Source organism: Nonomuraea aurantiaca (genome assembly GCF_020215705.1).
Lineage (GTDB): Bacteria > Actinomycetota > Actinomycetes > Streptosporangiales > Streptosporangiaceae > Nonomuraea > Nonomuraea aurantiaca.
Genome location: NZ_JAIWNB010000021.1, coordinates 107,669 through 123,709 on the forward strand (window position 1 = coordinate 107,669; position 16,041 = coordinate 123,709).

Here is a 16,041-nt window from a genome sequence, read left to right on the forward strand (position 1 = left end):
CGCTCACGCGTACGACCTCCTTTGGTCGGGCGCGGGGATCGTGGCGCCGCGGTATTCGACCGGGATGCCGCCGAGCGGGTAGTCCTTGCGCTGCGGGTGACCGTCCCAGTCGTCCGGCATCATGATGCGGGTCAGCCCGGGGTGGCCGTCGAAGACAATCCCGAAGAAGTCCCACGTCTCGCGCTCGTGCCAGTCGTGGCCCGGGAAGACGCCGACGGTCGAGGGGATGTGCGGGTCCTCCTCGGGGGCGCTGGCCTCGACGCGGACGCGCCGGTTGTGGGTGATCGAGCAGAGGTGGATGACCGCGTGCAGCTCCTCACCCTTCAGGTGCGGGTAGTGCACCCCGGAGACGCCGAGCGAGAGCTCGAAGCGCAGGGCCGGGTCGTCGCGGAGCTTCTGGCACACCTCGACGAGCCGCTCCCGCTTCACGTGCAGGGTGAGCTCGCCCCGGTCCACGACCACGCGCTCGATGGCGTCGTCCAGGGCCAGGGTGTCGACCAGCTCGTCGAAGTAGCCGCCGTAGGGGCGGGGGGTGGACAGCTGGGGGGCCCGCCGTACGACGAGGCCGCCGTAGCCGGAGGTGTCACCCGTGTCGGTCGCACCGAACATGCCGCGCCGGGCGACGGGCGGCTCGGCGACCGCCGGAACCTCGGGGACCTCGGCGGAGGGGACCTCGGGGAGGTTGTCGGGCGAGGTCACTTCGCGGCCCCCTGGTCGATCAGCGGCAGCGTACGCAGCGCCTGCAGTTCGAGCTCGTCGATCTGCTTGGCGCGGTGGGCGCCGAACTTCATGTTCTGGATCTTGTCGTGCAGCTTCACGATCGCGTCGATCAGCATCTCCGGCCGCGGCGGGCAGCCGGGCAGGTAGATGTCGACCGGGACGATGTGGTCCACGCCCTGCACGATGGCGTAGTTGTTGAACATGCCGCCGCTGGAGGCGCACACGCCCATCGAGATGACCCACTTGGGCTCGGCCATCTGGTCGTAGATCTGCCGCAGGACGGGAGCCATCTTCTGCGACACGCGGCCGGCGACGATCATCAGGTCGGCCTGCCGAGGAGACGCCGAAGCGCGCTCCATGCCGAAGCGCGCCAGGTCGTAGTGGGGGCCACCGGTGGCCATCAGCTCGATGGCGCAACAGGCGAGGCCGAATGTGGCCGGCCATACGGAGTTCTTGCGCGCCCAGCCGGCGGCCTGTTCGACCGTGCTGAGGATGAACCCGCTGGGGAGTTTCTCTTCAAGTCCCATTTCTAGTCCCAGTCCAGACCCTTGCGGCGCCACACGTACGCGTAGGCCACGAGCACGGTGACGATGAACAGCAGCATCTCGACAAGCGCGAACACCCCGAGGCCCGAGGAGAGCACGCTGCCCGCGTCGTTCTTCAGCGGCGCGAAGGAGACTGCCCAGGGGTAAAGGAAAATGATCTCGATGTCGAACACGATGAAGAGCATCGCGGTGATCATGTATTTCAGCGGGAACCGTCCGCCACCGACCGGCTGGGGCGTCGGCTCGATGCCGCATTCGTAGGCGTCAAGCTTGGCGCGGTTCCAGCGCTTGGGACCGGTGAAGGGAGCGATGGCGACCGAGAAGATCGCGAAGCCCCCCGCGAGAACGGCGAGCACCAGGATGGGCACGTAAAGGTCCATCGCTACGCCTCCTCTGGAGTCGCCGCGCGCGCGGGCGCGCAGCCTGATCTATGGATGAGTCTGAGGTTCATGCTGGTGGCGCGACCTTCGAGAGTGCATTGATGATCTTGTCCGACGCATCCCCTCGCCGGTCGGTGAGATTACCAAGGAGTTTGAGCGCGAAGCGCATCAGCCTCGGGTGTGGCAACCCATGCCGCGTTCCGAAGCTCATCACCCCTGGCTTCCCGATCGCCTGGACGAACAACCTGCCAAGCGTGAAATATCCGCCGTAGGCGTCCTTCAACACCTGAGGATAGGTGCGCAGGATCCGCTCCTGTTGCGCGGGGGTGGTCTGGCGCAGCGCCTTGACGATGGTCTCGGCGGCGATCTCGCCGGTCTCCATGGCGTAGGCGATGCCCTCGCCGTTGAACGGGTTGATCGCGCCGCCGGAATCACCGACCAGCACGAGGCCGCGGGTGTAGTGAGGCTGGCGGTTGAAGGCCATCGGGAGCGCGGCGCCGCGGATCGGGCCCCGCATGTTCTCCTCGGTGAAGCCCCACTCGGCGGGCATCGCCTTGCACCACCGCTTGAGCAGGTCGCGGTAGTCGATGTTCTTGAACTGGTCGCTGGTGTTGAGCAGCCCCAGTCCGACGTTGGCGGTGCCGTCGCCCACCCCGAACACCCAGCCGTAGCCGGGCAGCAGCGTGTTGTCGTCCCACAGCTCCAGCCACGTCTCCAGGTAGTCGTCGTCGTGGCGCGGGCTCTCGAAGTAGGTGCGTACGGCCACGCCCATCGGGCGGTCCTCGCGCTTGTGGAGTCCCATTCCCAGGGCCAGCCGGGTGCTGTTGCCGTCGGCGGCCACCACCAGCCGGCTGCGGTAGGTCGCCCCGTCCTTGGTCGTCACCCCGACCACGTGCCCGCTGCGGTCGTCGAGGACGGGCCCGGTGACGTTCACACCCTCCATCAGCCGCGCCCCGGCCTTGACGGCGTTGGCGGCGACGATCTGGTCGAAGTCCTTGCGCGTACGGACGAGGCCGAAGTCGGGGAAGCGCTCCAGCTGCGGCCAGTCGAGCTCGAAGCGGTGCCCGCCGCCCACGACCCGCAGGCCCTTGTTCCTGATCCAGCCGGGCGCGTCGATGTCGACGCCCATGTTGAGCAGCTGCTTGACCGCTCGGGGGGTCAACCCGTCGCCGCAGACCTTCTCCCGGGGGAACCTGGTCTTCTCCAGGAGCAGCACGTCGAGACCGGCCCGAGCGAGGTAAAAGGCGGTCGCGGAACCGGCGGGACCGGCGCCGACAACGATGACATCGGCGTCAGCCTGTATGGCTGCTGGCTCGGTCACTGGACTGTCCCGTCCTGTCCTACACGCTCGAAGGCCTCGGGGTGTGGCGCCTTCGTTCCTTTGTGAACCCCTTCACAAACTTGTCGGCCCGCAGTCTAACCCTTTTCTTGGACAAAGTGGCAGTCGGGGGCCGGTCTTCCCACAAACGAAAGCCCTCCGTCCGAGACGAAGGGCCCTGGGTCGTCGCCACGAGGAGATCAGACCTCGAACTCGCGGCGGCGCACACCCTCGATGAAGGCGCGCCACTCATCGGGCGTGAAGCAGAGCATCGGGGCCCACCGGGCTGACTCCTTCGTAGCGTCACGGTTATATCCGAGCCTATCGTGAGAAATGTGACGCGGGTTACAGCAGTGCGGTCACGCTCCGTAAGCGAAACGCTACACCAGTACGGCCGGGAATTAGCCGCGAACCATCCTCGCCCAGCGCCGCGTTGCCGTCGTTCGGCCCGCCCGACGGATAATTCCCGCGATAAACGATATCTCCGGACACGGAACCCCGACCAGGCCGCGGACTTGACGGCGTTAATGGCCGTCTCGCCTTATCGAATGGGCTATCGAACCGCGCAGAACGGGCTTACGCCGGCTTGAATCCCCGGTGGATCGCGACGATGCCCATAGTGAGGTTGCGCCAGGCCACCCGCTGCCAGCCGGCCTCCTGGATGGTGCGCGCCAGGGTCGGCTGGTCGGGCCAGTCCCGGATCGACTCGGCCAGATAGGCGTAGGAGTCGTCGTTGGACCCGAAGACCGTGGCCACCCGCGGCAGCAGCTTCATCAGATATTCGCGGTAGACCAGGTCGAAGGCGCTCACCTTCACGTGCGAGAACTCCAGGATCACCAGCCGCCCGCCCGGCCGCGTGACGCGCAGCATCTCCCGCAGCGCCTGCGAGGTGTCGTGCACGTTGCGCAGCGCCACCGAGATCGTCACGGCGTCGAAGGCGTTGTCGGCGAACGGCAGCCGCAGCGCGTCACCCGCGATGAACGGGACCCCCTCGCCGCTCAGCGCGTTGCCGCCGTGGCGGCGCACCCCTGTGCGCAGCATGCCGAGGGAGAAGTCGGAGGCGATCGCGCGGGCGCCCAGCGTGGTGAAGGCGTCGGTGGACGTGCCGGTGCCCGCCCCCAGGTCGAGCACGATCTCGCCGGGCCCGGCGTCGACGGCGGCGGCCACCGCCCTGCGCCAGAAGCGCACCTGCCCCAGGGAGATCACATCGTTGACCAAGTCGTAGCGCCGGGCCGTGCGATCGAACATCGCGGCGACCTGATCCGGCTGCTTGTCCAGCTGAGCACGCGTCATGGCCCAAGCCTATGACCATCGCGACAATCAACAGAAAGTAGTCACGCGATTACCTAATGTCTGCTAGAAATTTGCGAATGCTGGTACGTGTCGCCCTTGCGGCGATCCTCGCGACGACCCCGGTCGCGCATTCGCGCGTCGTCTCGGCCGACCCGGTCGACACCACTCCGCACGTGCTCGACGGCATCGTCAACTCCATCACCCTGGTCGGCGGCACGGTCGTCGTCGGCGGCTCGTTCAGCGAGGTCGCCGACGCCTCACGGACCCACACCTATACCCGGGACAACGTCTTCGCCTACAGCCTCGCGACGGGGCACATCCTGCGCTACTTCGCGCCGCAGGTCGGCGGGCCCGTCTACAGCCTGGCCGCCGGCGACGGCGGCACGGTCTATGTCGGCGGCGACTTCCCCTCGGTCAACGGGACGCCGGCCCGGGCGCTGGCCAAGCTCAACCTCTTCGACGGCTCGGCCGTACGGGACTTCAGGCCCGGCGTCTCCGGCGGGATGGTGAACACGCTGGCCAGGCGCGGCGCGCAGCTCTACGCGGGTGGCGACTTCACCAGGCCGCGCGCGGCGCTGGCCAGGCTCGACGCGACGACCGGCGCGACCGACCCGGAGTTCGCGATCACGCCGGGGGCGCCCCTGACGCCGACGCTGCGGGTCTACGCGCTCGCCCTGACCGCCGATCGGCTCGCGGTCGACGGCAACTTCACCACGCTCGACGGGCTGTCGAGGCCGCAGCTCGGGCTGATCGACGTACGCGGCGGCGGCGCCAAGGTGGCCGAATGGCGCACCGAGGCGTACGTCCCCACGTGCATGGAGGCCTTTCCCTCCTACGTACGCGGCCTGGACTTCGCGCCCGACGGCAGCTACTTCGCCGTCGTCACCACCGGCGGACCGGTGCGCGGGAAGCGGCTGTGCGACAGCACGGCCAGGTTCGAGACGTACAGCAGGGGCGAGCGGATCGCGCCCACCTGGGTCAACAAGACCGGCGGCGACTCACTCTACGCAGTGGCGGTGACCGGCGCGGCGATCTACGTCGGCGGCCACCAGCGCTGGCTGAACAATCCGCTGGGCCACGACTCGGCCGGGCCCGGAGCGGTGCCCCGCGAGGGCATCGGCGCCATTCATCCACTCACCGGAATGGCGCTGACTTGGAATCCTGGCAGGGAGCGCGGGATCGGGGTCAAGGCATTTCTGGCGTACAGCGGCGGACTACTCGTTGGTAGTGACACAACGAGACTCGGACGGGAGTACCATGCCCGGATTGGCATGTTCCCCCTGCCCTAGTCGCCCTGCGGCTTCGGCCGGTCGATCTTGTCGCTGATGCGAGTGCTAAGGGCGTCACGCTGCTTCGAGAGCAAGACGTAGCTGGCGATGCCGCTGATCAAGAAAGACGCGATGATCAGTAGCACCGGGTTTTGCAGGCCTAGCAGGCGCAGCACGCCGAGTGTCACGACAAACAGGCCGATCCGCGACGCGGTGTATACGAGAACGGGATGCACAGATCGAGGTTACTCGCCCTGTGTGACACGGTCGCTCTTCGCATCGGGCGCCAGCACTGCTAGTGTCCCAGTTAGGGTGTTTCGTAAAGAAACACCCACGAGAGCCCCAAAGAGGCTCTATCATATAACAATCGGGCAGTCAGCTGATAACAACCCGTGATCTTTGTCGAAAACCACGGATAAATCAGGCTTCGCTCGACACACTGGTTACCTGTCCGCCCGCTGGCAGGAAGCGGGATGCGAGGGGGAGAGATTGGTGGAGAGTAGCAGCGAGCGTCTGCTGACCCCAGGAGAGGTTGCCGCCCTCTTCCGGGTAGACCCAAAGACGGTTACGCGCTGGGCCGCGGCAGGCCGCATCAGTAGTATCCGCACCCCCGGGGGGCATCGTCGGTTCCGCGAGTCGGAAGTGCATGCCCTTCTTCGAGGCGAGGACGTTCTAACGGCCGACAGGTCGGGCGAGTCCCCGCGTGTTTGACGTTCCATCAGACGGTGATCCTGCCCGCAGGGTCGCCGTCTCCCCCTGTCTGTAAACGTCATCAGAAGCTTCTCGACCTCTGACCGGGCCGGCCTAGGCGTCTTCCTGCTCCGCCTTGAAGGCCAGGAACTCCTGCTCCAGGTCGTCGTTCTCGATCAGCCAGCGCTCCCGGCGGTCCGCCGCCTCCTCCTCCGTCAGGGACTCCGGTAGCCACGTGTCGTAGTCGGGGTCGCCAGGTTCGAGTTCCACGTACGCGTTGCCGATGAGACGCCCGTCTTCGCTGGTCAGGCTCTGCGGCACACGCAAAGTCCCGTCAGCGAGCCGGATGACGTACATGGCTCATCACCTAGATTCCGTAGCGCCGGTTGAAGAACAGCATGACGTTGAGCGCCGCGCGCGTGTCGCCGCCCAGCATGTCGACGAGGGCCGGTCGCTGGCGCGAGGCGATCGCGGCGAACGCGTCGGCGAAGAACTCCTTGCGCCCCAGCCCGTCCCCCTGGCGGTGGAACGCGGAGACCAGGAGCGGCGTGATGTCCTCGTACAGCATCGCGAATTCCCGCGAATCCGACACCCAATCGCCGTAAGCCGAGTCGACGTCGTCGATGGCGTGCCCGACCTCGTGCATCATCACGTCGGGCGTGGGTGAGGGGCGGTCACCCACCACGATCTTCCCGTCGCCGTAGGCGCCGGCGCAGATGTCCCACGAGGCCCGGCCGGACGGCAGGGGGGCGCCGCGCAGGTAGCCCATGTCGTCCAGGTCCGGCACACCGCCCGCGCCCACGTAGATGCCTTCGAGGCCGTCGGCGAGCTTCTCCTTCAGCAGGTCGGGCAGCATGGCCAGGCTCTCCACGGCCCGCACCACCTCCGGCGACGGCGGACCCTCCCCGGCGTCCCACTGGCGGTGCAGGATGGTCTCCAGCTTCCCGCAGTGCCGCAGGCCGTCGCCGAGCGAGGGCGCGTCGGGGCGGTTGGGTCGCGCCCGGAGCGCCACGTCGTCGAGCTCGAAGTCGTGCCACGTGTACGGCGGGCGGTCCACGACGGCGGCCGACAGCCGCTCCCCCGCCTCCCAACGCCGCGGCTCCCCGGCTTCGGCGGCATCCCAGCGCCGCGGCTCTCCGACTTCTTCGACACCCCAGCGCTGTGACTGCCCGGCTTCGGCGGCATCCCACTGCTGGTACTCCTCCTGCTGCCGGAACCCCTCCGGTCGGCGGCGCCCCGTCCAGGACCGTCCCCCGGAACCGTCTTCGCCGCCCTGGCGCCGCTCGCGACCCACCCAACCGAACAGCGCGAAGCTCCCCTCACTCCCGATCGAGTCCCGTCCGGCGGGCTCCCGGCCCGGCCACATGCGGCCCGGCCAATCCCGATCGGCTCGCTCGCGCCCCATGTGCTCGTGATCCGGCCGCTCGTAGTCCGACCGCTCGTAGTCCGACCGCTCGCGGTCCGGCCGCGCGGACGCCGGGCGGTCGCGACCTTTGGCCGCGCCCCCGGAACCGGGCCACCCGCGCCTGTCCCCGCCGGACCGCCCGTTCCTGTCTCCTGACCACCCGTGCCTGTCCCCGCCGGCGCCGGGCCGCCACGGCCAGGCCAGCCGTCCCGGGCGGTCTTCACGGGCCAGGTCCGGACGCCCCTCCGGGCCAAGTCTGCCGGGGGGCGTACTCCGGTCGTTCGTCCAGATGGAGCGGTCCGCGTCAGGGGGCGCCTCACTGCGGCGGGAGAAGAGATACGAGCCGCGCCGCCACCAACGACCCCGCCGATGGCGGCCCTTGTCGTTAGAAAAGGCCATCGCACCCCTCAACGCCGTGGGACGCCCGCGCGCATGGCACCCGGCCGCCCCGAACGGCGGTCCCAGCGGGCGGACGCCGCTGAATCGAGTCCACCGTACGACGTAGGTCTCGCTGGAGTCACCTGAAATGGGACAACGGGAAAACACGATCACGACGCGAATGGCTTACAGTTCGGACATGGTAGGTGTCGTTATCGGCCTGGCGCTGCTGGCCTTCTGGCTCTACTCGTTGTTCGACGTCATCACCACGCCGGAGGAAGAGGTAAGGAACGTACCAAAACCGCTCTGGGTGCTCGTCGTCGCACTGGTGCCCCTGGTGGGCGGGGCCGTCTGGATGATCCGCGGCCGTCCCCAGCAGACCCGCGAGACCTGGCCGGTCCCCCCGCGACCGGGCTCCCGCCGCCGCTCGGCCCCCAAGGGCCCGGACGACGACCCCGAATTCCTCCGCGACCTCGACCGCCGCATGCGGGGCGACGACAGCTAGAGCGGCGTCCACGACCGTCCACCGGGCATCCGCTCTGCCTCGCCTGTGACGGGGGTTCCCCTCCATGGGCCCCTGTCACGACGCGCCCCCGAAAAGGGCTACCCCTCCAAGGGCCCAGCCATCACGGACCGACTTCTTCCGCTCCCCGGAGAGGGCAATCCTTCAGAGGGGACCACACCCACGCCGGACCGTCCCCCTCCCTCCGGAGGGGCATCCTCACAGGGACGTCAGCCACGACGGACCGCCCGCTTGCCCATCCCCGAAGGGGGTATCACCCTCAGGGACCCCAGCCACCACGGACCGTCACAGGGATCGAGACGGCCGTGGGACAGACGATCAGCCCGACACATCCGCATAGCTGTGCAGCCCCGAGATGAACATGTTGACCCCCACCAGGTTGAACAGCAGGCACCCGAACGCCAAGAGCTGCACGATCGTCGCCGCGCGCCCGCGCCATCCTGCGGTGACCCGCGCGTGGAGGTAGGCGGCGTAGGCCACCCATGTGATGAAGGCCCAGACCTCCTTGGGGTCCCAGCCCCAGTAGCGACCCCATGCCTTGTCGGCCCAGAGAGCGCCGGCGATGACGGCGAAGGTCCACACCGGGAAGGCGAAGACGATCGCGCGATGGGCCGCCCGCTCCAGGTCGGCCCGTGACGGCAGCCGGGACATCCCATCGCCGCGGATCAGGTAGAGGATGCCCGACACACCGGCCACGATGAACAGGCCGCTCGCCAGGATCGCCGCCGTCACGTGGATGGCCACCCAGTACGAGTTGAGCGCCGGCACGACCGGACCCGCCGCCGTGTAGAGGACCTTGACCGCGAAGCCGAGCCCCAGGGCGGCCGTCACCATGACGAAGGCGCCGAGGAAGCGGACGTTCTGCCGGAGCTGGGTGCCGAGGAAGGCGGTGACCGCGGCGAAGCAGATGGCCACCACGAACTCGTACATGTTGCCCCACGGCCACCGGTCCACGGCCAGGCCCCGGGTGACGATGGCGGCCAGGTTCGCGGCCCAGCCGAGCCAGCCGAGCGCCATCGCCGCCCAACCGGCCTTGCGCGCCCAGGCCGGCGGCTCGACGACCGGCTCCGAAGCGACCTCCGCGGGGACGTCTGAGGAGCCCCCCGCCGAGCCGACTCCGGCGCCCACGGGCTGCCTGGCGGGTACGGCGGCCGAGTCGGCTTTGGAGCGGCCGAAGGCCAGCTCCAGCGCGAACCCGATCATGGCGGCCAGATAGAGCAGGACGGCGGCGACGACGAAGAGGTCGCTCACCCCGGCCAGTTGCTGCTCAGCGGGCATCCTTGCCTCCAGCTGATAGGACCTTGACGATGTCGGCGAACTCCTCGGTGAAGCCCGCCGCGGACCCTTCGGTACGGGTAAGACCGCCGACCTCGGCCACGCCGTCCTTGACCCGCACCCACACCCGGCGGCGGCGGATCATCAGCGACAGCGCGATGGCGACCACGGCCGTGCCCGCGGCGACCAGGGCGGGCAGCCGCCCCGGGTCGTAGGCGATCTGGAGCGTCATCCACTCCTTGACCCCGGTGAACTCCAGCTTTCCGGTCCCCTTGGGCAGGTCGATCGACCCCCCGACCGCGAGCGGCGCCTGCCCGGTGCCCATGACCAGCGGGGTGAGCTTGCGCATCACCTCGGGCGGCGCGAGCTCGTAGACGGACTGCGGCCGCCCGGAGCGTACGCCGAGGTCGCCGGAGAAGGCCCCGAGGAGCTGGACCTGGGGGTTGAGCGCGCCGGGGAAGAGCGAGGCCCCCGCGCCGTCACCCGTGGGCAGGAAGCGCAGCAGGAACCCGAGCTGCGACGGCTGGGCGTCGGGCACCTTGACCACGCAGCCCGAGGTGAGCGTGGGCTTGCTCTCGATCAGGCAGGGGACCGGCCCTTCGAAGGCGACCTGCCCCTTACCGTCGGTGACCTTGAAGACGGGCGCGTAGCCGTGGCCGAGGAGGTAGGTCTGGGTGCCGTTGACCTCCAGCGGCTCGTTGACCTTGAGCGTGTAGTCGCGCGTGGGCGCCCCTGGCGCGTCGTTGACCTTCATGAAGGCGGAGTAGTCGAGCTCCTGCCCCCTCTTGGCACCCTCGACCTGGTAGGTGGCCTGGAAGTCCGTGAGCGTGAACGAGAACGGCTCCAGCGACTCCGCCGACACCTGATTGCCCGGGATGAACCGGTCGTAGGCGGCGACCGTGTTGGCGAAGCCGTCGCCCTCGACCACCAGCACGTTGCCGCGGTAGCCGTACAGGGAACCGAACCCGATCGCGACGAGCAGGCCGAGCAGGGAGACGTGGAAGAGCAGGTTGCCCGTCTCGCGCAGGTAGCCCTTCTCCGCGGCCACCCAGCCGTCGCCGACCTCGACGCGGAAGCGGAGCCCGCGCAGCCGCCCGGCGGCCTCCTCGACCGTCAGCGGGTCGTCCAGCCGCGAGAAGTGCGGCAGGCGCGACAGGTTGCGCGGCGCGGCCGGTGGGCGGCGGCGCAGCTCGCGCACGTAGGTGGCGGTGCGCGGCAGGACGCAGCCGATCAGCGAGGTGAACAGCAGCAGGTAGATCGCGGCGAACCAGGCCGAGGTGAAGACGTCGAACAGCTGGAAGCGGTCGTACCACTCGGCGAGCGTCGGGCTGTTCTGGAAGAGCTGCACCACCTTGTCGGGCTCGACACTGCGCTGCGGCACCAGCGAGCCGGGCACGGACGCCAGCGCGAACAGGAACAGCAGGATCAGCGCCGTCTTCATCGAGGTGAGCGTGCGCCAGCCCCAGCGCAGCCAGCCCACGGGCCCCATTCCGGCGGGCCGCGCCCGCTCCCTCTCAAGCTCGTCGACGGTCATCAGATCACCGGCCTGAAGGCGCCGATCAGGCCCTGCATGGTCGCGATCATCTCTCCCCAGAGGCCGGTCACCAGCAGGATGCCGACGGCCACCATCATGCCGCCGCCGATCCTGGTGATCAGCTGTGAGTGCTTGCGGATCGCGCGGAACGTGCGCAGGGCCTTGCTGTAGGCGAGAGCCGCGCCCACGAAGGGCAGTCCGAGGCCCAGCGCGTACGCCACGGCGAGCAGCGCGCCGCGCGAGGCGCTGCCCTCGTTCAGGCCGAGCGCGAGCACGACGGCCAGCGTGGGCCCGATGCACGGCGTCCAGCCCAGCCCGAACACCACGCCCAGCAGCGGCGCCCCGGCCAGTCCCGCCGCGGGCAGCTTGTGGATGCGCACGTCGCGCATAAGGCCGGGCAGCACGCCCAGGAAGGCCAGGCCGAGCAGGATCGTCAGGACGCCGAGCACCCGCGTGATGATCTCCGCATTGCCCAGCAGGACCGCACCGAGACCGCCGAACAGCGCGCCGCTGAGCACGAACACCAGCCCGAAGCCGGCCACGAACAGCACCGTGCCGAGCACCAGCCGCCCCCGCTTGGGGTCCTCGCTCATGCCCGTCACGTACGACAGGTAGCCAGGGACGAGGGGCAGCACGCACGGCGACAGGAAGGACACCACCCCGGCCAGCACCGCGATGGGCACGGCCAGGAGCAGCGAGCCCGAGGCGACGACGTCATTCATCGCGCACCTTGGTCACCGCGTCCATCAGGTCGGTGTACTTGACCGCGCCCAGCGCCCTGGCGGCGATCCTGCCCTGCGCGTCGATGATCAGCGTGGACGGGATGGCCGCGGGCGGCACCGTGCCCTGGAAGGCCAGCGCGACCTTGCCCGGCTGGTCGAAGATGCTCGGGTAGCCGGTCTGCTCGGTGCGTTCGAACGCCTGCGCGTCGGCCTTGCGGTCCTTGAAGTCGACGCCGAGGAACTCCACGCCGCCCTTGGTCTTGGCGGCGACCTCCTTCAGCACCGGCGCCTCCGCCCGGCACGGCCCGCACCACGACGCCCAGAAGTTGAGCACCACGACCTTGCCCTTGTGGGCGGCGAGCGACGCGGTCGCGCCGTCGAGGGTCTGCCCGCCGATCTCGGGGGCGGCGTGACGGTCGGCGGCGGCGAACACCTGCATCTTCCCGTCGCCCGCGACGAAACGGGTGTCGCCCGCCTGCGGCTGGCCCGACTGGTTGGCGCCCGCGCAGCCCGCGAGGCCGCCCGCGACCAGGACGGCCGTAAGGACATGGGAGATGGACTTGGCGCGCACGGAGGAAGATCTCCTTGTACTACGACCGGTAGAGCTTGCAACTCTACCGGCGAGGTCAGGCGCCCGGCACGCTGGGGCCCGTCGCCAGTGATCCGGCAGGCTCGCTGTAGCCGACGCTGACCAGACGGTCGCCGTCGAAGGTGAGCGTGGTGAGGCTGGCCAGGTTGCACTGCCTGCGCCGGGGATCGTGCCAGAGCCGGCGGCCCTCGGCCGCCATCCTGATCGCCCAGATCGGCAGCTGGTGGCTGACCAGGAGCGCCTCGTGCCCGCGCGCCTCCGCCCTGACCTCCTCGATGATCGAGCGCATCCGCTTGACGATCGCCGGATAGGGCTCGCCCCAGGACGGGCGCAGCGGGTTCCAGAAGTAGCGGTAGTTCTTCGGATCGCGCAGGACCGCCAGGCCCTGGCCGACCTTGCGGCCCTGGAGCATGTTGGCGGCCTCGATCAGCCGCTCGTCGGTGTGCACCGGCAGCTCCAGCAGCGCGGCCAGGGGGGCGATGGTCTCCTGCGCGCGTTCGAGCGGCGAGCTGTAGAGGGTGACGATGTCACGGCCCGCAACCGACTTGGCCACCGTCTCGGCCATCAGCCGGCCGGTCTCGGACAGGTGGTAGCCGGGCAGCCTGCCGTACAGGACGCCTTCGGGATTGTGCACCTCACCGTGGCGCATCAGGTGAACTACGGTGGTTTCAGCCATGGTGTGCCACAGCCTATCCCGCTCTGCCCGTTCCGCGATCTCGGGCAGCCCGTGACCAACCCCGGCGCGCCGCCCCCGAAGGCGGACCCCTCGCAGGGACCCCGACCACAACAGACCGCCCGCTTGTCCGCCCCCGAAGGGGCATCCCCCAGAGGGACCCCAGCCACAACGGACCGTCCACTTACCCACCCCCGAAGGGGTATCCCTCCATAGGGACACGAGCCACGACGGACCGTCACACGTGGATCGAGACGGCCGCGTAACGAAACGCCCCAAGAACCTAGGCAACCGCCCAGGAGTTCTCCTTCGTACGGCTGGCGTCCGCGAGCGCCTCGACCGCGGCCCGGATCGCCGGTCGCCGGGCCGCGTCGCTCCGCCAGATGACGTAGATGCGGCGCGACTGCCGGGGCCGCAGCGGCACCACGGTCACCCCGTCGGGCACGCAGTCGCGCCCCAGCCGGGGGATGATCGCGCAGCCGAGCCCGGCCGCCACCAGCGCCATCTGGGTCGGATATTCATCGGCCATGCAGGAGATCTCGGGTTCGAGCTGCGCGTTGCGCAGCGTGTAGACCAGCCAGTCGTGGCAGACGGTGCCGGGTGAGGAGCTGATCCACCGCTCGTTCGCGGGCAGCGCCGCCAGCTCGACCTCCTTGCTGCCGGCCAGCGGATGGTCCGCGGGCAGCACGATGTCGGCGATGTCGTCGAGCAGCGTGGACCGCGACAGCCCCTCGGGCAGGGCGATCGGCCGGTTCAGCCAGTCCTGGATGACGCCCAGGTCGAGCTCGCCCCTGGCCACGTCGCGCACGATGCGCTCCGGCTCGCGCTCGTGCATCTGGACGTGCAGGTCGGGATGGCGCCGCTTGAGCGCGGTCAGAGCGGGAGGCATCAGCCCGCGGGCCGCCGTCGGGAACGCGGACATGTTCAGCCGTCCCACGACCTCGCCGCGCAGTGCCTCGAAGTCCGCCTCCGCGGTCTCCACCAGGGCCAGGATCCGCTCGGCGTGGTCGGCGAGCAGCCCGGCGGCGTCGGTCAGCCGGACCCCGCGCCCGTTGCGCTCCATGAGCCGGGCACCGGTCTCGCGCTCCAGCTTGGCGATCTGCTGCGACACGGCCGACGGCGTGACCATGAGCGCGTCGGCCGCGGCGCCCACCGAGCCGTAGATGTGCACAGCGTGAAGGGCCTTGAGACGGTTCAAGTCCAACATGTAAGCCAGTCTAAAGGGTTTAGCGTAGAAAGTCTCGCTTGTCCTTCACTCTGTAGCAGGAGAAAATATATGCATGAGAAACAACAAGGCGCGGAAGCAGCAGACGACCACCATCTCCTACCTCAAGACCCTCGCCGAGCAGGCTCGGGAGCAGCGCGTCCGCTACCAGAAGCCGGCCGCCAAGTAACCGATCAGAGGACCGCCGCGGCAGCCTTGGCGGCTGCCGGCAGGGCGTCGGCGATCCGGTCGAGCGCCTCGTCGTCGTGAGCGGCCGAGAGGAACCAGGCCTCGTACGCGGACGGCGGCAGGTAGACCCCGCGATCCAGCATCGCGTGGAAGAAGGCGGTGTACGCCGCGGTGTTCTGGGCCCGCGCCCCGTCGAAGTCCGTCACCGGCGCATCCGTGAAGAACACCGAGAACAGGCTCCCCGCCCGCTGCAACCGGTGCGGCACACCCGCCGCGGCGAGGGCGTCGGATGCGGCCTGGCCGACCGCCAGCGCCGCCGCGTCCACCTTGGCGTAGGAGCCGGCGTCGAGCGCCCGTAGCGTGGCCAGTCCGGCGGCGCACGCCAGCGGGTTTCCCGACAGCGTGCCCGCCTGGTAGACCGGCCCCTCCGGCGCCAGGCAGGACATGACGTCGGCCCGCCCGCCGAAGGCCGCCGCCGGCAACCCGCCGCCCATGACCTTGCCGAAGGTCATCAGGTCGGCGTCGACCGGGTCCAGCCCGTACCAGCCCGAGGGCGAGACCCGGAAGCCCGTCAGCACCTCGTCGATGATCAGCAGCGTCCCGTTGGCCGTGCACAGCTCGCGCAGGCGGGCGTTGAACCCGTCGAGCGGCGGCACCACGCCCATGTTGGCCGGGCACGCCTCGGTGATGACACAGGCGATCAGCCCGATGTTCTCAGGTGAGGCGAACGCCTGCTCCACCGCGCTGATGTCGTTGTACGGCAGCACGATGGTGTCGGCCGCCGATGCCCCCGTCACGCCCGGGGTGTCGGGCAGCCCGAACGTGACCACGCCCGACCCCGCAGAGGCCAGCAGCGCATCCACGTGACCGTGGTAGCACCCGGCGAACTTGACCACCTTCGACCGCCCGGTGAACCCGCGGGCCAGCCGCACCGCGCTCATGGTCGCCTCGGTGCCCGAGCTGACCAGGCGGAGCTTGTCCACGGGCGCCACCCTGGCGACGATCTCCTCGGCCAGCTCGACCTCGCCCGGTGTGGCGGTGCCGTACGAGAGGCTGTGGGAGAGCGCCGACGAGACGGCCTCGATGACGGCGGGGTGGCGGTGACCGAGGATCATCGGGCCCCACGAGCAGACCAGGTCGACGTAGCGGTTGCCGTCGACGTCGGTGAGATAGGGGCCCTGCCCGGAGGCCATGAAGCGCGGCGTGCCGCCGACCGCGCCGAACGCGCGGACCGGGGAGTTGACGCCACCCGGCACGATGGCGCGGGCGCGGGCGAACAGGTCCTCGGAGTTCTGTGTACGGCTCACGCGCTCCAGGTTAGTCCTGGGCCACGGC

Annotated in this window: 18 protein-coding genes; 3 read left to right on the forward strand and 15 right to left on the reverse strand. The window is 69.4% G+C overall.

The features are described from left to right. Nucleotides 1-3: 3 nt before the first annotated feature. The 5 genes from LDL49_RS38345 to LDL49_RS38370 all read right to left on the reverse strand — a co-directional run bounded on the left by LDL49_RS38345 (nucleotide 4) and on the right by LDL49_RS38370 (nucleotide 4,256). The gene (locus LDL49_RS38345; protein WP_225298922.1) at nucleotides 4-699 is read right to left on the reverse strand and encodes an NADH-quinone oxidoreductase subunit C; all 696 of its coding nucleotides are present in this window, start codon (nucleotides 697-699) and stop codon (nucleotides 4-6) included. Further along, nucleotides 696-1,247 (reverse strand): NuoB/complex I 20 kDa subunit family protein, encoded by a 552-nt coding sequence (locus LDL49_RS38350; RefSeq protein WP_219529166.1) that lies wholly within the window; start codon nucleotides 1,245-1,247, stop codon nucleotides 696-698. The genes LDL49_RS38345 and LDL49_RS38350 overlap by 4 nt, the downstream gene beginning before the upstream one ends. Before the next feature lie 2 nt (nucleotides 1,248-1,249). Further along, on the reverse strand, nucleotides 1,250-1,645 hold the full coding sequence (locus LDL49_RS38355) for an NADH-quinone oxidoreductase subunit A (RefSeq protein ID WP_214640645.1): 396 nt from the start codon (nucleotides 1,643-1,645) through the stop codon (nucleotides 1,250-1,252). Nucleotides 1,646-1,712: 67 nt separating this feature from the next. Then, the gene (locus tag LDL49_RS38360) at nucleotides 1,713-2,966 is read right to left on the reverse strand and encodes a geranylgeranyl reductase family protein (protein ID WP_225298924.1); all 1,254 of its coding nucleotides are present in this window, start codon (nucleotides 2,964-2,966) and stop codon (nucleotides 1,713-1,715) included. A gap of 573 nt (nucleotides 2,967-3,539) precedes the next feature. Then, nucleotides 3,540-4,256 (reverse strand): demethylmenaquinone methyltransferase, encoded by a 717-nt coding sequence (locus tag LDL49_RS38370; RefSeq protein WP_225298926.1) that lies wholly within the window; start codon nucleotides 4,254-4,256, stop codon nucleotides 3,540-3,542. Between the two features lie 77 nt (nucleotides 4,257-4,333). Between LDL49_RS38370 and LDL49_RS38375 the strand changes: the two genes are divergently transcribed. Beyond that, on the forward strand, nucleotides 4,334-5,545 hold the full coding sequence (locus tag LDL49_RS38375) for a hypothetical protein (RefSeq protein ID WP_225298928.1): 1,212 nt from the start codon (nucleotides 4,334-4,336) through the stop codon (nucleotides 5,543-5,545). Here the strand turns inward: LDL49_RS38375 and LDL49_RS38380 are convergent. Then, nucleotides 5,542-5,760: a DUF4229 domain-containing protein gene (locus LDL49_RS38380; RefSeq protein WP_225298930.1), complete on the reverse strand. Its 219-nt coding sequence runs from the start codon at nucleotides 5,758-5,760 to the stop codon at nucleotides 5,542-5,544. The genes LDL49_RS38375 and LDL49_RS38380 overlap by 4 nt on opposite strands. A 256-nt stretch (nucleotides 5,761-6,016) precedes the next feature. Between LDL49_RS38380 and LDL49_RS38385 the strand changes: the two genes are divergently transcribed. Beyond that, nucleotides 6,017-6,235, forward strand: coding sequence for a BldC family transcriptional regulator (locus tag LDL49_RS38385; protein WP_225298932.1), 219 nt, complete (start codon nucleotides 6,017-6,019; stop codon nucleotides 6,233-6,235). Nucleotides 6,236-6,328: 93 nt separating this feature from the next. On the opposite strand, the gene LDL49_RS38390 is transcribed toward LDL49_RS38385, so the two are convergent. Together LDL49_RS38390 and LDL49_RS38395 are read right to left on the reverse strand one after the other, a co-directional pair. Next, nucleotides 6,329-6,571, reverse strand: a complete 243-nt coding sequence (locus LDL49_RS38390) for a hypothetical protein (RefSeq protein WP_225298934.1) — start codon at nucleotides 6,569-6,571, stop codon at nucleotides 6,329-6,331. A gap of 10 nt (nucleotides 6,572-6,581) precedes the next feature. After that, the gene (locus tag LDL49_RS38395; protein ID WP_225298936.1) at nucleotides 6,582-7,619 is read right to left on the reverse strand and encodes a hypothetical protein; all 1,038 of its coding nucleotides are present in this window, start codon (nucleotides 7,617-7,619) and stop codon (nucleotides 6,582-6,584) included. A gap of 577 nt (nucleotides 7,620-8,196) precedes the next feature. Here LDL49_RS38395 and LDL49_RS38400 point away from each other — a divergent pair. Beyond that, a complete protein-coding gene (locus tag LDL49_RS38400) occupies nucleotides 8,197-8,502 on the forward strand; it encodes a PLDc N-terminal domain-containing protein (protein ID WP_225298939.1) in 306 nt (101 codons plus the stop codon). Nucleotides 8,503-8,838: 336 nt separating this feature from the next. On the opposite strand, the gene ccsA is transcribed toward LDL49_RS38400, so the two are convergent. The 7 genes from ccsA to hemL all read right to left on the reverse strand — a co-directional run bounded on the left by ccsA (nucleotide 8,839) and on the right by hemL (nucleotide 16,013). Continuing rightward, nucleotides 8,839-9,798, reverse strand: a complete 960-nt coding sequence (gene ccsA, locus LDL49_RS38405) for a cytochrome c biogenesis protein CcsA (protein ID WP_225298941.1) — start codon at nucleotides 9,796-9,798, stop codon at nucleotides 8,839-8,841. Next, nucleotides 9,788-11,329 (reverse strand): cytochrome c biogenesis protein ResB, encoded by a 1,542-nt coding sequence (resB, locus tag LDL49_RS38410; protein WP_225298943.1) that lies wholly within the window; start codon nucleotides 11,327-11,329, stop codon nucleotides 9,788-9,790. Before resB ends, ccsA begins: the two co-directional genes overlap by 11 nt. Then, nucleotides 11,329-12,051 carry a cytochrome c biogenesis CcdA family protein gene (locus tag LDL49_RS38415; protein WP_225298945.1) on the reverse strand — a complete coding sequence of 241 codons (723 nt, stop codon included), beginning with the start codon at nucleotides 12,049-12,051 and terminating at the stop codon, nucleotides 11,329-11,331. Before LDL49_RS38415 ends, resB begins: the two co-directional genes overlap by 1 nt. Then, entirely contained in the window at nucleotides 12,044-12,622 is a 579-nt protein-coding gene (locus tag LDL49_RS38420; RefSeq protein WP_225298947.1) for a TlpA family protein disulfide reductase, read from the reverse strand. The genes LDL49_RS38415 and LDL49_RS38420 overlap by 8 nt, the downstream gene beginning before the upstream one ends. Before the next feature lie 55 nt (nucleotides 12,623-12,677). Continuing rightward, nucleotides 12,678-13,316 carry a histidine phosphatase family protein gene (locus tag LDL49_RS38425; protein WP_225298948.1) on the reverse strand — a complete coding sequence of 213 codons (639 nt, stop codon included), beginning with the start codon at nucleotides 13,314-13,316 and terminating at the stop codon, nucleotides 12,678-12,680. Between the two features lie 280 nt (nucleotides 13,317-13,596). Next, nucleotides 13,597-14,520, reverse strand: a complete 924-nt coding sequence (locus LDL49_RS38430; protein WP_225298950.1) for a LysR family transcriptional regulator — start codon at nucleotides 14,518-14,520, stop codon at nucleotides 13,597-13,599. Between the two features lie 191 nt (nucleotides 14,521-14,711). Continuing rightward, nucleotides 14,712-16,013 carry a glutamate-1-semialdehyde 2,1-aminomutase gene (gene hemL / locus LDL49_RS38435; RefSeq protein ID WP_225298952.1) on the reverse strand — a complete coding sequence of 434 codons (1,302 nt, stop codon included), beginning with the start codon at nucleotides 16,011-16,013 and terminating at the stop codon, nucleotides 14,712-14,714. Nucleotides 16,014-16,041: the final 28 nt, after the last annotated feature.

What these genes read in the sequence shown, in the direction of transcription:
- LDL49_RS38350 (WP_219529166.1), bottom strand. Translation starts at nt 1,247, where the DNA reads ATGGGACTTGAAGAGAAACTCCCCAGCGGGTTCATCCTCAGCACGGTC.
- LDL49_RS38355 (WP_214640645.1), bottom strand. Translation starts at nt 1,645, where the DNA reads ATGGACCTTTACGTGCCCATCCTGGTGCTCGCCGTTCTCGCGGGGGGC.
- LDL49_RS38370 (WP_225298926.1), bottom strand. Translation starts at nt 4,256, where the DNA reads ATGACGCGTGCTCAGCTGGACAAGCAGCCGGATCAGGTCGCCGCGATG.
- LDL49_RS38375 (WP_225298928.1), top strand. Translation starts at nt 4,334, where the DNA reads ATGCTGGTACGTGTCGCCCTTGCGGCGATCCTCGCGACGACCCCGGTC.
- LDL49_RS38390 (WP_225298934.1), bottom strand. Translation starts at nt 6,571, where the DNA reads ATGTACGTCATCCGGCTCGCTGACGGGACTTTGCGTGTGCCGCAGAGC.
- LDL49_RS38395 (WP_225298936.1), bottom strand. Translation starts at nt 7,619, where the DNA reads ATGGGGCGCGAGCGAGCCGATCGGGATTGGCCGGGCCGCATGTGGCCG.
- LDL49_RS38400 (WP_225298939.1), top strand. Translation starts at nt 8,197, where the DNA reads ATGGTAGGTGTCGTTATCGGCCTGGCGCTGCTGGCCTTCTGGCTCTAC.
- ccsA (WP_225298941.1), bottom strand. Translation starts at nt 9,798, where the DNA reads ATGCCCGCTGAGCAGCAACTGGCCGGGGTGAGCGACCTCTTCGTCGTC.
- resB (WP_225298943.1), bottom strand. Translation starts at nt 11,329, where the DNA reads ATGACCGTCGACGAGCTTGAGAGGGAGCGGGCGCGGCCCGCCGGAATG.
- LDL49_RS38415 (WP_225298945.1), bottom strand. Translation starts at nt 12,051, where the DNA reads ATGAATGACGTCGTCGCCTCGGGCTCGCTGCTCCTGGCCGTGCCCATC.
- LDL49_RS38425 (WP_225298948.1), bottom strand. Translation starts at nt 13,316, where the DNA reads ATGGCTGAAACCACCGTAGTTCACCTGATGCGCCACGGTGAGGTGCAC.
- LDL49_RS38430 (WP_225298950.1), bottom strand. Translation starts at nt 14,520, where the DNA reads ATGTTGGACTTGAACCGTCTCAAGGCCCTTCACGCTGTGCACATCTAC.